16 protein-coding genes are annotated in these 14,392 nt (G+C 71.9%); 7 read left to right on the top strand and 9 right to left on the bottom strand.

What is annotated here, in order from left to right; genetic code table 11:
• Positions 1-385: 385 nt before the first annotated feature.
• The gene (gene serB / locus ACZ5ID_RS36030) at positions 386-1,642 is read left to right on the top strand and encodes a phosphoserine phosphatase SerB (protein WP_468906744.1); all 1,257 of its coding nucleotides are present in this window, start codon (positions 386-388) and stop codon (positions 1,640-1,642) included.
• 84 nt (positions 1,643-1,726) lie between these two features.
• On the opposite strand, the gene ACZ5ID_RS36025 is transcribed toward serB, so the two are convergent.
• The 4 genes from ACZ5ID_RS36025 to ACZ5ID_RS36010 all read right to left on the bottom strand — a co-directional run bounded on the left by ACZ5ID_RS36025 (position 1,727) and on the right by ACZ5ID_RS36010 (position 4,117).
• Positions 1,727-2,245, bottom strand: a complete 519-nt coding sequence (locus ACZ5ID_RS36025) for a SixA phosphatase family protein (protein WP_468906742.1) — start codon at positions 2,243-2,245, stop codon at positions 1,727-1,729.
• Positions 2,246-2,322: 77 nt separating this feature from the next.
• Positions 2,323-2,529, bottom strand: a complete 207-nt coding sequence (locus ACZ5ID_RS36020; protein ID WP_468906740.1) for a hypothetical protein — start codon at positions 2,527-2,529, stop codon at positions 2,323-2,325.
• A 168-nt stretch (positions 2,530-2,697) separates the two neighbouring features.
• The gene (locus ACZ5ID_RS36015) at positions 2,698-2,814 is read right to left on the bottom strand and encodes an SGM_5486 family transporter-associated protein (protein ID WP_468906738.1); all 117 of its coding nucleotides are present in this window, start codon (positions 2,812-2,814) and stop codon (positions 2,698-2,700) included.
• A gap of 4 nt (positions 2,815-2,818) precedes the next feature.
• The gene (locus ACZ5ID_RS36010) at positions 2,819-4,117 is read right to left on the bottom strand and encodes a CynX/NimT family MFS transporter (RefSeq protein ID WP_468906736.1); all 1,299 of its coding nucleotides are present in this window, start codon (positions 4,115-4,117) and stop codon (positions 2,819-2,821) included.
• Between the two features lie 129 nt (positions 4,118-4,246).
• Here ACZ5ID_RS36010 and ACZ5ID_RS36005 point away from each other — a divergent pair, with 129 nt between their 5' ends.
• Positions 4,247-4,921: a FadR/GntR family transcriptional regulator gene (locus tag ACZ5ID_RS36005; protein WP_406552528.1), complete on the top strand. Its 675-nt coding sequence runs from the start codon at positions 4,247-4,249 to the stop codon at positions 4,919-4,921.
• Here the strand turns inward: ACZ5ID_RS36005 and ACZ5ID_RS36000 are convergent.
• The 3 genes from ACZ5ID_RS36000 to fabG all read right to left on the bottom strand — a co-directional run bounded on the left by ACZ5ID_RS36000 (position 4,918) and on the right by fabG (position 7,282).
• Entirely contained in the window at positions 4,918-5,406 is a 489-nt protein-coding gene (locus ACZ5ID_RS36000) for a hypothetical protein (protein WP_468906733.1), read from the bottom strand. The two genes, ACZ5ID_RS36005 and ACZ5ID_RS36000, sit on opposite strands and share 4 nt — an antisense overlap.
• 387 nt (positions 5,407-5,793) lie before the next feature.
• Positions 5,794-6,561 (bottom strand): enoyl-ACP reductase FabI, encoded by a 768-nt coding sequence (gene fabI / locus ACZ5ID_RS35995; RefSeq protein ID WP_468906730.1) that lies wholly within the window; start codon positions 6,559-6,561, stop codon positions 5,794-5,796.
• Between the two features lie 4 nt (positions 6,562-6,565).
• On the bottom strand, positions 6,566-7,282 hold the full coding sequence (gene fabG / locus ACZ5ID_RS35990) for a 3-oxoacyl-[acyl-carrier-protein] reductase (RefSeq protein WP_468906728.1): 717 nt from the start codon (positions 7,280-7,282) through the stop codon (positions 6,566-6,568).
• Between the two features lie 185 nt (positions 7,283-7,467).
• Between fabG and ACZ5ID_RS35985 the strand changes: the two genes are divergently transcribed.
• The 3 genes from ACZ5ID_RS35985 to tyrS are packed head-to-tail and all read left to right on the top strand — an operon-like array spanning position 7,468 to position 11,717.
• Positions 7,468-9,000, top strand: a complete 1,533-nt coding sequence (locus ACZ5ID_RS35985; RefSeq protein ID WP_468906726.1) for a TldD/PmbA family protein — start codon at positions 7,468-7,470, stop codon at positions 8,998-9,000.
• On the top strand, positions 8,997-10,394 hold the full coding sequence (locus ACZ5ID_RS35980) for a metallopeptidase TldD-related protein (RefSeq protein WP_468906723.1): 1,398 nt from the start codon (positions 8,997-8,999) through the stop codon (positions 10,392-10,394). Before ACZ5ID_RS35985 ends, ACZ5ID_RS35980 begins: the two co-directional genes overlap by 4 nt.
• 54 nt (positions 10,395-10,448) lie before the next feature.
• Entirely contained in the window at positions 10,449-11,717 is a 1,269-nt protein-coding gene (tyrS, locus tag ACZ5ID_RS35975; protein ID WP_468906721.1) for a tyrosine--tRNA ligase, read from the top strand.
• An 84-nt stretch (positions 11,718-11,801) separates the two neighbouring features.
• On the opposite strand, the gene ACZ5ID_RS35970 is transcribed toward tyrS, so the two are convergent.
• Complete coding sequence (locus ACZ5ID_RS35970; protein ID WP_406552535.1) at positions 11,802-12,077, bottom strand: GlsB/YeaQ/YmgE family stress response membrane protein; 276 nt, start codon at positions 12,075-12,077, stop codon at positions 11,802-11,804.
• Between the two features lie 241 nt (positions 12,078-12,318).
• On the opposite strand from ACZ5ID_RS35970, the gene ACZ5ID_RS35965 reads away from it, so the two are divergent.
• On the top strand, positions 12,319-12,693 hold the full coding sequence (locus ACZ5ID_RS35965; RefSeq protein ID WP_468906719.1) for a DUF3099 domain-containing protein: 375 nt from the start codon (positions 12,319-12,321) through the stop codon (positions 12,691-12,693).
• Between the two features lie 207 nt (positions 12,694-12,900).
• Complete coding sequence (locus ACZ5ID_RS35960; protein WP_468906782.1) at positions 12,901-13,119, top strand: hypothetical protein; 219 nt, start codon at positions 12,901-12,903, stop codon at positions 13,117-13,119.
• Here the strand turns inward: ACZ5ID_RS35960 and moaA are convergent.
• Complete coding sequence (moaA, locus tag ACZ5ID_RS35955) at positions 13,102-14,091, bottom strand: GTP 3',8-cyclase MoaA (protein WP_468906717.1); 990 nt, start codon at positions 14,089-14,091, stop codon at positions 13,102-13,104. The two genes, ACZ5ID_RS35960 and moaA, sit on opposite strands and share 18 nt — an antisense overlap.
• Between the last annotated feature and the right edge of the window lie 301 nt (positions 14,092-14,392).

The raw sequence follows: 14,392 nt of genomic DNA, 5'->3' as shown, positions 1-14,392 counted from the left end.
CCTCCGGGGGTGGGTGGGGTGTGGAGGTGATTTCCGGGGCTGCGCCCCTGGGCCCCGGAGGCTGCGCCCCTGGGGGCGGGGTTCGTCCGCGCGTGGTCGGTGGCTGGTCGCGCAGTTCCCCGCGCCCCTGAAAGGCGGGCTTCGCCCAGCCCGCCCCCGGCTGCCGGGGGGTGGAGCTGCACGTCTCCGCCTCGCCGGGCGGGGCGCGGGGAACCGCGCGATCAGCCAGCCGGCATCCGCAGGCGCGGACGCGGCCCGAGAAGACCTTCGCCTTACCCCTGAGTGACCGGCACGTTTCGCTCCGCTGTCGATCCCGGAACCCGGCTGTCCGCTGGGCGGGACACGGCGTCGGGCGGCGCGTCGGGCCCTATACGGTGGAAGCACCATGAGCGCTTCTCAGCCCCCTCGCCCCGCTGGTCACCACCCGGACGCCGCCCTCCCGGGCGCGGACACGCCGACCCTGCTCGTCAAGATCTTCGGGAAGGACCGGCCGGGGATCACCGCCGGGCTCTTCGACACCCTGGCCGCCTACTCCGTCGACGTCGTCGACATCGAGCAGGTCGTCACCCGTGGCCGTATCGTCCTGTGCGCACTCGTCACCGAGCCGACCGTGAGTACGGAGGGCGAGCTGCGGGCCACCGTGCACAGCTGGGCGGAGTCGCTGGGGCTCCAGGCCGAGATCATCTCCGGTACCGGTGACAACCGGCCGCGTGGCAGCGGGCGTTCGCACGTCACCGTGCTCGGGCACCCGCTCACCGCCGAGTCCACGGCGGCCATAGCGGCCCGGATCACCGCGACCGGCGGCAACATCGACCGTATCTTCCGGCTCGCCAAGTACCCCGTCACCGCCGTCGAGTTCGCCGTCTCCGGCACCGCGACCGGGCCCCTGCGCACCGCGCTCGCCACCGAGGCCGCCGCGCTCGGCGTGGACGTCGCCGTCGTCTCGGCGGGCCTGCACCGGCGTGCCCGGCGGCTGGTCGTCATGGACGTGGACTCCACGCTCATCCAGGACGAGGTCATCGAACTCTTCGCCGCGCACGCCGGATGCGAGGACAAGGTCGCCGAGGTCACCGCGCAGGCGATGCGGGGCGAGCTCGACTTCGAGCAGTCGCTGCACGCGCGCGTGGCGCTGCTCGCGGGGCTGGACGCGTCCGTCGTGGACAAGGTCCGCGCCGAGGTGCGGCTCACCCCGGGCGCCCGCACCCTGATCCGTACGCTCAAGCGCCTCGGCTACCAGGTCGGCGTCGTCTCCGGCGGGTTCACCCAGGTCACCGACGATCTGCGGGAGCGGCTCGGGCTCGACTTCGCCTCCGCCAACACCCTGGAGATCGTCGACGGCAAGCTCACCGGACGTGTCACCGGGGCCGTGGTGGACCGGGCCGGCAAGGCGCGGCTGCTGCGCGAGTTCGCCGCGCAGGCGGGTGTCCCGCTCGACCAGACCGTGGCGGTCGGCGACGGCGCCAACGACCTGGACATGCTCAACGCGGCCGGTCTGGGTGTCGCCTTCAACGCCAAGCCGGTGGTCCGCCGGGCCGCCCACACCGCTGTGAACGTGCCGTTCCTGGACACCGTGCTCTACCTCCTCGGCATCACCCGCGAAGAGGTCGAGGCCGCCGACGGCCTCGTGGACGAGCCCCACTAGCGCATCCCGGGCCCCCGCGGGCCCGGACGAGGACGGGGAAGGGCCCCGGCGGCGGTACCGCTGCCGGGGCCCTTCCCGTACACCTCAGACGTGCGGCGCCCAGAAGTCCGTCAGCCTGCCCACGCCGTGCTCCACCGTCTTCCACGAGCCGGTGAACTCCACCACCGCGAACGAGGCCGTCGGGAAGCCACTGCGGTTCATCCGCACCAGGACGTCCCCCTCGGCCTCTCCCGCCAGCGCGTCGGCGAGCGCGTGCATCCCGGGGTTGTGGCCGACCAGGAGGAGGTTGCCGATGTCGTCCGAGGTCTCGTTGAGGAGGGCCAGCAGCTCGCCCGGCGACGCCTCGTACAGCCGCTCCTCGTACACGGTCCTGGGGCGGTGCGGCAGCTCCTGCACGGCCAGCTTCCAGGTCTCGCGGGTACGGACCGCGGTCGAGCAGAGAGTCAGGTCGAGGGCGATTCCGGTCTCGGCTAGCCTGCGCCCGGCCACCGGGGCGTCCGTGCGGCCCCGGTCGGCGAGCGGCCGGTCGTGGTCGGACACCTGGGGCCAGTCGGCTTTCGCGTGCCGGAGGAGGACGATCCTGCGGGGTGTGTCGACGCTCATGCCCACCAGCTTCGCACGGATCACGCCAGCGGGCGCTGGGTCCCGGTGAGCTCTCGCGCCAGGGTTGACAAGGGTGTTCAGCGGGACAGCGTGTGCTGTACGCGGTCCATGAGGTGGCTGATAGCGGGGTCTCCCGCAGCGGCCTGGGCGTCGTGCGAGCCCGTGATGAGCACCAGCAGCACGACGAAGGCGACGGTGGGCAGCGCGACGCCCCACCAGGGGAGCCGGAAGTCGGCTCGGTCGGTGGCCGGCTGGGTGGACCGGGTGTGCGTATGGGCCGACATGGCCGCCTCCGTAGCTCCGTAAAGGTGAAGTGCGTGGTCTCGCTGACGTACTTCGAACCTACGGAAGAAGGCGCCCGGGGCCCATCGGGTGACCCACCCACTCGCCCCGGGGCTTTGCCCCCTAGGGGTTAGGGGGGCCAGCACCACCATGGGGGCCGTCGGCGCAGGTCAGGGCGATGCGATGGTCGCGATGACGGCGATGACCGCCGTGATCGCCAGCATCGCTCCGAGCACGAGGAGGAGCTTCTTCTGACCGTTCTGGGGGTTCGGGTCGAGGACTGGCATGCGCTCAGTCTCGCATCCCCGCCTCGTCCTCCACCGTCCGGTCCCGCCCGGCGAGCGAACCCACCACGATCTGCGGCACCATCAGGCCCGCCATCAGCGCGATCGGCAGGCCCCAGCCGCCGCTGCTGTCGTAGAGGGCGCCGACCAGGGTGGGGCCGGGGATGGAGATCAGGTAGCCGGTGGACTGGGCGAAGGCGGAGAGGCGGACCACGCCGGTGCCGGTCCGGGTGCGCATGCCGATCATGGTGAGGGCGAGCGGGAAGGCGCAGTTGGAGATGCCGAGGAGCAGCGCCCAGGCCCAGGCCCCGGCGGCCGGGGCGAAGTAGAGGCCCGCGTAGCCGGCGAGTCCGCAGGCGCCGAGGAAGGCGACGATCGGGCCCTGGTTGCGCATCCGGGTGGCGACGCGCGGGATGACGAAGGCGAGGGGCACGCCCATCACCATCGTCACCGCGAGGAGCACGCCCGCGGTCCCGGCGGAGACCCCGGCGTCCCGGAAGATCTGCGGCATCCAGCCCATGGTGATGTAGGCGGCGGTGGCCTGGAGGCCGAAGAAGCAGGCGAGCGCCCACGCGGTACGGCTGCGGGTGATCCTGAAGGCGGGTGCCCCGTCGTCCTCGTGGGCGGCCGAGGACCGTCCGGCGGCCCGGTCGGAGCCGTGGCGCACGAGCAGCAGCCACGGCAGTACGGCGACGGCGGCGAGCACCGCCCAGATGCTCAGGCCGGTGCGCCAGCTGCCGCCAAGGCCGTCGGTGACCGGGACGGTGGCGGCGGCGGCCAGGGCGGTGCCGAGCGCGAGCGCCATCGAGTACAGGCCGGTCATGGAGCCGACGCGGTCCGGGAAGTACCGCTTGACGATCACCGGCATCAGGACGTTGCTGACGGCGATGCCCATCAGGGCAAGGGCGCTGGCCGCGAGGAAGCCCGGGGTGCCGCCCGCGAACGGGCGCAGCAGCAGACCGGCGGCGATCGCGACCATGCCCGCGCAGACGATCACGGCGGGGCCGAAGCGGCGGGCCAGGCGCGGCGCCATGATGCCGAAGACGGCGAAGCAGAGCGGCGGTACGGAGGTGAGGACACCGGCGACGCTGCCGCTCATGTGGAGTCCGTCGCGCACCTCCTCGAAGAGCGCGCCGAGGCTGGTGATCGCCGGGCGCAGGTTGAGCGCGGCGAGGACGAGGCCGACGAGTACGAGTTTGGTGGTCCAGGTGCGGCCGTCCGTGGGGATGGTGGCGGGGGTTTCGAGGGAGGCGGGGGGTGTGGTGCCCGGCGCGGGGCTGAGGGTGCGGGTCTCGTCGTCGGCCATGGCACCATCATAGAATCATGGGATGATTGGTTGTCCACTCGCCCGGACGGTCGCGAGATGATGGGCGCACGACGGTCCGCGCACGGGCCGGCCATGGCCACGGCCACGGCACCGAAACTAAGGAGCGGCATGGCGCTGAGCTCTCCCCGGCGGTCCGCCCTCGCCGACCAGGTGATCGCGCAACTGCGCAACCAGATCACCTCGGGCGAGTGGCCGGTGGGGTCGCGCATCCCCACCGAGCCCGAGCTGGTCGAGCAGTTGGGGGTGGCGCGCAACACGGTCCGCGAGGCGGTCCGGGCGCTGGCGCACAACGGACTGCTCGACATCCGCCAGGGCTCCGGCACGTACGTCGTCGCGACGAGCGAGCTGGCGGGTGTGATGCACCGGCGGTTCGCGGACGCCGACCCCCGCCATGTGGCCGAACTGCGCTCCACCCTGGAGTCGTCGGCGGCCCGGCTGGCGGCCGAACGGCGTACGTCACGTGATCTGGCCCAGCTGGACGCGCTCCTCGCCCGGCGCGAGGAGGCGTGGGAGTCGGGTGACGCGGAGGCGTTCGTGGCCGCCGACTCCACGCTGCACCTGGCGATCGTCGCGGCCTCGCACAACGACGTCCTCACCGAGCTCTACGCCGACCTCGGCGACCTCCTGCGCGACTGGCTCCGCGACGACGTGGGCCGTGAGCTGCGCCCGGAGAACCATATGGACCACGCGCGCCTCGTCGAGGCGATCCGGTCCGGCGACGCGGAGACGGCGGCCACGGAGGCGGCGGGCCACGCCTTCTTCTGCCTGTCCGAACGGCTCTAGGGCAGGGCTCCGGCACCGCCGGGCCGGGCCTCGGGGGACGGGGACGACGCCTCGGGGGACGGGGACACGGATGGAGTGGAGGACGCCGACGAGGACCCCGCCGGGGACGGGGAGGCCCCGGGCTTCTCGTGGGTGACCCACACCGCCCGCACCTCCTTCCAGCACCGGTCGGTGAGCCGTACGGTCTGGGCCGGCCCCACCTCCACCGGGGCCGCGTCCGCGTCGATGTCCCACCAGCGCGCGCACTCGGTGTGCAGCCGCACCCGGTCGGTGTCGGGGTACGGGTTGTGGCAGTACGCGATCACGTGCGAGCCCCGTACCAGGGTGTAGCAGTCGGCCCCGAAGGGCTCGATGGGGGCGGGCGGGGCGGGCTCGTCCGAGGTGGCGGCCCGTACGACCGAGGGGGCCGCGACGGCGGCGAGGGCCGTGAGCAGCAGCGCCGCAAGGGCGACGGCTCGGCGCTGGGCCGTACGCAAGGGCCGCAACCGCCCCACCTCCTCCCCGGCCGCCTGCCCGACATGTCCGCTTCGATCAGTCTGCGGGGAGTTGGCCCGGCACGCACGACGGCCGCCCCCCGTCCGCGCGACGCGGACGGGGGACGGCCGTGGGGAGAGCGGGCTCAGGCGTTCGAGGCCCCCCGCCCCTGACGCCGTCAGACGTCCTACGCGCCCGTCATGTGCACGCCACCGTCGACGTGGACGATCTCGCCCGTCGACCTCTCTTCGACGCCCCGCTCGCACCGCTCGGCCCAGGGGGCCTCACAGGCTTCGTGGGGCTGCACCGGACTCCGTCCGGTGGACCGGGGCGGGGCCGTCGGGGCTCTCATCCAGAGCCAGACGCACCCCACCCCGCCCCTGACGCCGTCAGGCGTCCTACGCGCCCATCATGTGCACGCCACCGTCGACGTGGACGATCTCGCCCGTCGTCTTGGGGAACCAGTCCGAGAGCAGGGCCACGATGGCGCGGCCGGCCGGCTCGGGGTCGGACATGTTCCACTCCAGGGGGGAGCGGGTGTTCCACACGTCCGCCAGGTCCGAGAAGCCCGGGATGGACTTCGCGGCCATGGAGCCGATCGGGCCCGCCGAGACCAGGTTGCAGCGGATGCCCTCCTTGCCCAGGTCGCGGGCGAGGTAGCGGGAGGTCGCCTCCAGGGCGGCCTTCGCCGGGCCCATCCAGTCGTACTGCGGCCAGGCGAACTGCGCGTCGAAGGTGAGACCGACGACCGCGGCGCCGGAGCTCATCAGCGGGCGGCAGGCCATGGTCAGCGACTTCAGCGAGAACGCCGAGACGTGCATCGCCGTCGAGACCGACTCGAAGGGGGTGTTGAGGAAGTTGCCGCCGAGGGCGTCCTGCGGGGCGAAGCCGATGGAGTGGACGACGCCGTCCAGGCTGCCGAGCTCGTCCTTGACCAGGCCCGCGAGCCGGTCCAGGTGCTCCTGGTTGGTCACGTCGAGCTCGATGACCTTGGCGGGCTTCGGGAGCTTCCTGGCGATGCGCTCGGTCAGGGTGGGGCGCGGGAAGGCGGTCAGGATGACCTCGGCGCCCTGCTCCTGGGCCAGCTTGGCGGCGTGGAAGGCGATGGAGGACTCCATCAGCACACCCGTGATGAGGATGCGCTTGCCGTCGAGAATTCCGCTCATGTGATCAGTGACCCATGCCCAATCCGCCGTCAACCGGGATGACGGCACCAGTGATGTACGAGGCGTCGTCCGAGGCGAGGAAGCGGACCGCGGCGGCGATCTCCTCGGGCTGCGCGTAGCGGCCCAGCGGCACTCCCGAGAGGATCGAGGTGCGCTGCTCGTCGGTGAGCACCTTGGTCATGTCGGTGTCGACAAAACCGGGCGCGACGACGTTGAACGTGATGTTGCGGGAGCCCAGCTCGCGCGCGAGGGAGCGGGCGAACCCGACGAGACCGGCCTTGGAGGCCGCGTAGTTGGCCTGGCCGGGCGAACCCATCAGACCGACGACGGACGAGATCAGGACGACACGGCCCTTCTTGGCGCGCAGCATGCCGCGGTTGGCGCGCTTGACGACCCGGAAGGTGCCGGTGAGGTTGGTGTCCAGGACCGAGGTGAAGTCCTCCTCGGACATCCGCATCAGCAGCTGGTCCTTGGTGACCCCGGCGTTGGCGACGAGCACCTCGACGGGCCCGTGGGCCTCCTCGATCTGCTTGTAGGCCTGCTCCACCTGCTCGGCGTCGGTGATGTCGCACTTGACGGCGAGGAACCCCTCCTTCTGGAGGGCGTCCGGCTCCCCGGAGCGGTAGGTGATCGCGACCTTGTCGCCCGTGGAGGCGAAAGCGCGGGCGATGGCGAGGCCGATGCCCCGGTTTCCTCCGGTGACGAGAACCGAGCGGCTCAACGGATCACCCTTTCGATAGCGGTTTCGTACTTCCGCAAACTATCGGTACCGGCAGGTGTACGGGGAATCGACCTGTGACAGTGGCGTACGGAAAGCGCTGTGGGGTCCCTACAGAAAGGGATAGGCAGGCGGCCCCGAACCGCGACATGATCGGGGCGACCGGTCTCACACGACAGGAGACGACTGTGCCCTCAGGGACCCATTCCCTCGACGAAGCCTTCACGGCGCTGCCGCTGCGGGCCCTCGCCGACGCCGCGCTGGCGCGGGCCCGCGCGCTCGGCGCCGCCCATGCCGACTTCCGCCTGGAGCGGGTGCGCAGCGCGGCCTGGCGGCTGCGGGACGCCCGGCCCGCCGGGTCGTCCGACACCACGGACCTCGGTTACGCGGTCCGGGTGGTGCACGGCGGCGCCTGGGGCTTCGCCTCCGGGGTCGACCTCACCATGGACGCCGCCGCCAAGGTCGCCTCGCAGGCGGTCGCGATGGCGAAGCTGTCCGCACGGGTGATCGCCGCCGCGGGGTCCGACGAGCGCGTGGAGCTGGCGGACGAGCCGGTGCACTCCGAGAAGACCTGGATCTCGGCGTACGACATCGACCCCTTCTCCGTACCGGACGAGGAGAAGAGCGCCCTGCTCGCCGACTGGAGCGAGCGGCTGCTGCGGGCGGACGGGGTGGCGCACGTGGACGCCTCGCTGCTCACCGTCCACGAGAACAAGTTCTACGCGGACACCGCGGGCACGGTCACCACGCAGCAGCGGGTCCGGCTGCATCCGCAGCTCACCGCGGTCGCGGTGGACGACAAGAGCGGCGAGTTCGACTCCATGCGCACGCTCGCCCCGCCGGTGGGGCGCGGCTGGGAGTACCTGACGGGCACCGGCTGGGACTGGGACGCGGAGCTGGAGCAGATCCCCGCGCTGCTCGCCGAGAAGATGCGGGCGCCGAGCGTGCGGGCGGGCACCTACGACCTGGTGGTGGACCCGTCCAACCTGTGGCTGACCATCCACGAGTCGATCGGCCACGCCACCGAGCTGGACCGGGCGCTCGGCTACGAGGCGGCGTACGCGGGCACCTCCTTCGCCACCTTCGACCAGCTGGGCAAGCTGGCGTACGGCTCCTCGGTCATGAACGTCACCGGTGACCGCACCGCCGAGCACGGGCTCGCGACGATCGGGTACGACGACGAGGGCGTCCAGGCGCAGTCCTGGGACCTGGTGAAGGACGGCACGCTGGTCGGCTACCAACTGGACCGCCGTATCGCCAAGCTGACGGGGCTCGGCCGCTCCAACGGCTGCGCCTTCGCGGACTCCCCCGGCCATGTGCCGGTCCAGCGCATGGCCAACGTCTCGCTCCGGCCGGACCCGGGCGGGCTCTCCACGGAGGACCTGATCGGGGGCGTGGAGCGCGGTATCTACGTGGTCGGCGACCGCTCCTGGTCGATCGACATGCAGCGCTACAACTTCCAGTTCACCGGGCAGCGGTTCTTCCGTATCGAGAACGGCCGGCTGGCGGGCCAGCTGCGCGACGTCGCCTACCAGGCGACGACCACGGACTTCTGGGGCTCGATGGAGAAGGTGGGCGGTCCGCAGACGTACGTCCTGGGCGGCGCCTTCAACTGCGGCAAGGCCCAGCCGGGCCAGGTGGCGGCGGTCTCCCACGGCTGCCCCTCGGCCCTGTTCCGCGGCGTCAACATCCTCAATACGACTCAGGAGGCCGGGCGATGAGCTCCCGTACGACCGTCAAGCCGCACGAGATCGTCGAGCGGGCGCTCGCGCTGTCGACCGCCGACGGGTGCGTCGTCATCGCGGACGAGCACTCCTCCGCCAATCTGCGCTGGGCCGGCAACGCGCTCACCACCAACGGCGTGACCCGCGGGCGCACCCTCACCGTCATCGCGACCGTCGACGGGGCCGAGGGCACGGCGTCGGGCGTGGTGTCGCGGTCCGCCGTGACCGCCGACGACCTGGAGCCGCTGGTCCGGGCGGCGGAGGCGGCGGCGCGCGGCGCCGGGCCCGCCGAGGACGCCCGGCCGCTGGTCGAGGGCGTCCCGGTGGCCGCCGACTTCACCGACGCGCCCGCCGAGACCTCCTCCGCCGTCTTCACGGACTTCGCCCCCGCCCTCGGTGAGGCCTTCGCGCGGGCCCGCTCGGGCGGACGCGAGCTGTACGGCTTCGCCCACCACGAGATGACCTCCTCCTACCTGGGCACCTCCACGGGCCTGCGGCTCCGCCACGACCAGCCCACCGGCACCCTGGAGCTCAACGCCAAGTCGCCGGACCGGGCCCGTTCCGCCTGGGCCGGGCGGTCCACCCGGGACTTCAAGGACGTCGACCCGGGCGCCCTCGACGAGGAGCTCGCGGTCCGCCTCGGCTGGGCCGAGCGCCGGATCGACCTGCCGGCGGGCCGGTACGAGACGCTGCTGCCCCCCACCGCCGTGGCCGACCTGCTGATCTACCAGCTGTGGTCGTCGAACGCGCGGGACGCCACCGAGGGCCGGACCGTGTTCTCCAAGCCCGGCGGCGGCACCCGGCTCGGCGAGAAGCTGGCCCGGCTGCCGCTGACGCTGCGCAGCGACCCGAACGAGCCGGGTCTGGAGTCCGCCCCGTTCCAGCTGGCGCACTCCTCCGGCGACGACGCCTCCGTCTTCGACAACGGTCTGCCCCTGTCCCCCACCGACTGGATGCGGGACGGGAAGCTGGAGCGGCTGATCACCACCCGGCACAGCGCGGCGCTCACCGGGCTGCCCGTGACGCCCTCGATCGGGAACCTGGTCCTGGACGGCGGCGGCGAGCGCTCGCTGGAGGAGATGGTCGCCGCCACGGAGCGGGGCCTGCTGCTGACCTGCCTCTGGTACATCCGCGAGGTGGACCCGGCGACGCTGCTGCTCACCGGGCTGACCCGGGACGGCGTCTACCTCGTCGAGAACGGCGAGGTGGTGGGGGAGGTCAACAACTTCCGGTTCAACGAGTCGCCGGTGGACCTGCTGTCGCGCGCCACCGAGGCCGGCCGCACCGAGAAGACCCTGCCGAGGGAGTGGAGCGACTGGTTCACCCGGGCCGCGATGCCCGCCCTGCGGGTGCCGGACTTCAATATGAGCTCGGTCAGCCAGGGCGTCTGACCCCCATACACTGGCTGCTGCACATCCGTACACAGACCTAGGAGACGTACGACCGTGACGGACATCGTCGATGAGCTGCAGTGGCGTGGGCTGATCGCCCTCTCCACTGACGAGGACGCACTGCGCAAGGCGTTCGCGGACGGTCCTGTCACGTTCTATTGCGGCTTCGACCCGACCGCTCCCAGCCTGCACCTGGGCAACCTGGTGCAGATCCTGACCATGCGGCGCATCCAGCGGGCGGGCAACCGCCCGCTGGGTCTGGTCGGCGGGGCGACCGGTCTGATCGGAGACCCCAAGCCGAACTCGGAGCGCACGCTGAACGCGCCCGAGGTCGTCGCGGGCTGGGTCGAGCGGCTGCGCGGGCAGATCGAGCCGTTCCTCGACTTCGAGGGCCCGCACGCCGCGACCATGGTCAACAACCTGGACTGGACGTCGGGTCTTTCCGCCATCGAGTTCCTGCGCGATGTCGGCCAGCACTTCCGGGTCAACAAGATGATCGCGAAGGAGGCGGTCGCGCGGCGGCTCAACTCCGACGTGGGCATCAGCTACACCGAGTTCAGCTACCAGATCCTCCAGGGTATGGACTTCCTGGAGCTCTACCGGCGCCACGGCTGTGTGCTCCAGACCGGCGGCAGCGACCAGTGGGGCAACCTCACCGCGGGCACCGACCTGATCCACCGGGTCGCCCCGGAGGCCGAGGTGCACGCGCTGGCCACCCCGCTGATCACCAAGGCCGACGGCACCAAGTTCGGCAAGACGGAGTCCGGCACGGTCTGGCTGGACCCCGAGCGCACCACGCCGTACGCCTTCTACCAGTTCTGGCTGAACGCGGACGACCGCGATGTCTCCAAGTTCCTGCGGATCTTCAGCTTCAGGTCCCGCGAGGAGATCGAGGAGCTCGAGCGGCTCACCGAGGAGCGCCCGCAGGCGCGGGCCGCGCAGCGCGCGCTCGCCGAGGAGCTGACGACGCTGGTGCACGGCGCCGAGCAGTGCGCGGCGGTCGTCGCCGCGTCGAAGGCGCTGTTCGGCCAGGGCGAGCTGGCGGAGCTGGACGCCTCGACGCTCGCCGCCGCCCTGTCCGAGCTGCCGCACGCCGAGGTCGCCGAACTCGGCCCGGTGGTGGACCTGTTCGCCGAGGTGGAGCTGGTGGCGAGCAAGTCGGCGGCCCGGCGCACGGTGAAGGAGGGCGGCGCCTACGTGAACAACGCGAAGGTGACGTCCGAGGACGCGGTGGTCACCGTCGGCGATCTGCTGCACGGCCGCTGGCTGGTGCTGCGCCGGGGCAAGAAGAACCTGGCCGCGATCGAGGTCAAGGGCGCCTGACCCGCGCGTACGGTCCGAAGAGGCAGGGGGGCGGTTCCGTCATGGGACCGCCCCCCGCCGTACGCCTTCCGGACCGCCGTGCCGTCAGGCCCGCTGCCGGTTGCCGCGCATCGCCATGTAGAGCATGTCGCCCAGGGCGACGAGGACGACCGCCGCGGCGATCTGCAGGCCGTGCCGGCCCCAGTCGATGCCCTTGGTCTCCGCGATACCGATCGATCGCGCGATGGCGTTGCCGACCACACCGCCGATGATGCCGAAGATGGTGGTCAGCCAGAGGGGACTGTGCTGCTTGCCGGGGAGGATCGCCTTCGCGATCAGACCCAGCACGAACCCGACGATGATCGCCCACAACCAGCCCATCGCTGCCTCCTCTTTCCGCTCGGCGGAGTACTCAGCCGAGCACTCCGCCCTACATGAGCAGTCGCAGTCAGTGTTGACCCATCCGCCATACGGCGCATGTCGGACTCGTCCGTACGCAGTACGGATCGGATCATTCACGCACGCCGGACCGGCCCCGGTCTCGAACCCGGCGGATACCGGGCGTACCGTGTGAAGAGTCCGGACCGGGGAGAGTCCGGTGTGGAGTCGGGTGGTGGAGCAGATGCGGAAGCGGAACGGAGCCGAGGTCTTCCGGATCACCGGGGCCCGGCAGGGTCTGGCGGAGGACGTGCGAGGGCGGCAGCGCCGCTATGTGATCTCGATGTCCGTCCGTACGGTGTCGGTGGTGCTGACGGCGGTGCTGTGGAACATCGAACGCCCTGTCGCGATCGTGACCCTGGTACTGGGAGCCCTGCTCCCTTATGTGGCTGTGGTGATCGCCAACGCGGGGCGGGAGAACGCTCCTTCGCTGCCGTCGACGTTCGTGCCCGCGCCCTCGCGGCCCATGCTCGGAGCCGCCCCGGTGGGCGGTCCGGCGGAACCCGCGCAGGGTCCCGGAGCCCCTGACCACGAACCGTGGTCACGCGAGCAGACCTGATCCGTCACCGTCCGCAAAGCTCAAGAAAAGCTCAGATCAATCATGAAGTTACGGTGCACCGCAGAGGGTCCCCCGTGACATACTGCGTAGGCGCTCCGCATCCCCCGTCGGAGCGACGGACCGACGCCGGGCAGCTCCCCCCGTGGCTGCTCGGCGTCGCCATGTCACCCCCGGTTCATGGCGCAGAATGTATCCGTGAGTGACGAGATCTCCGACCAAGCGCCCGTGTGTTCCGCCAAGGGCTGCCGCACCGCGGCACTGTGGGTCCTGGCCTGGAACAACCCGAAGATCCACACGCCGGAGCGGCGCAAGACCTGGCTCGCGTGCGACGAACACCGCGAGCACCTCTCCCAGTTCCTGGGCGTACGGGGATTCCTGAAGGACGTGGTGGCCCTGAGCGAGTGGGAGTCAGCCGCCGATCGCTGACATCGGACGGTCGGGCTGGAGGAACGACGGGTCGTCCAGACCGGATCCGGCCTTCTTTCCCCACATCGCCAGCCGCCACAGCCGGGCGATCTCTTCGTCCGGCGCGCCCGAGCGCAGCGCGCCGCGCAGATCCGACTCCTCGCGCGCGAAGAGGCAGGTGCGGACCTGGCCGTCGGCGGTGAGCCGGGTCCGGTCGCAGGCCGCGCAGAACGGGCGGGTGACCGAGGCGATGACGCCGACCCGGTGCGGTCCGCCGTCCACCACCCAGCGCTCGGCGGGCGCGGAGCCGCGCTCGTCGTCGCCCTCGGGGGTGAGGGTGAACCGGGTACGCAGCGAGGTGAGGATGTCACCTGCCGTGATCATTCCGTCGCGCTTCCAGCCGTGCTGGGCGTCGAGCGGCATCTGCTCGATGAACCGCAGCTCGTAGTCGTGCGCCACGGCCCAGGCCAGCAGGTCGGGGGCCTCGTCGTCGTTGAGCCCCGGCATCAGGACCGCGTTGACCTTGACCGGGGTGAGCCCGGCGGCGCGGGCGGCCTCCATGCCCTCGATGACGTCCTTGTGCCGGTCGCGGCGGGTGAGGGTCTTGAAGACATCGGGGCGCAGGGTGTCGAGGGAGACGTTGACCCGGTCCAGGCCGGCCGCTTTCAGCGCGGCGGCGGTGCGCTTCAGACCGATGCCGTTGGTGGTGATCGACATCCGGGGGCGGGGCTCCAGGGCCGCGCAGCGCTCCACGATGCCGACCAGGCCCGGCCGCAGCAGCGGCTCCCCGCCGGTGAAACGGACCTCGGTGACGCCGAGGCCGGTCACGGCGATACGGATGAGGCGGACGATCTCGTCGTCGGTCAGCAGGTCCGGCTTGGCCAGCCACTGCAGACCCTCTTCCGGCATGCAGTACGTACACCGCAGATTGCAGCGGTCCGTGAGCGAGACACGCAGGTCAGTGGCCACACGGCCGTATGTGTCGATGAGCACTGTGGGCCCCCTCCCCCGATTTACCGGTTGGTGTATACAGCCGAGCCTACGTGAGAGGGCCGACAACGGCGGGGGCCGTTTGACACGAGGTGCGGCGGGGGGGGGGGGGGGGGGGCCCCCCCCCCCCCCCCACCCCCCCCCCCCCCCCCCCCCCCCCACCCCCCCCCCCCCCCCCCACTCCCCCCCCCCCCCCCCCCCCCCCCCCACCCCCCCCCCCCCTCCCCCCCCCCCCCCCCCCCCCCCCCCCCCCCCCCCCCCCCCCCCCCCCCCCCCCCCCCCCCCCCCCCCCCCCCCCCCCCCC

The organism is Streptomyces sp. NPDC031670 (assembly GCF_055580545.1).
The sequence above is the reverse complement of the archived record's forward strand: the minus strand, read 5'-3'. Positions and strand labels throughout refer to the sequence as shown.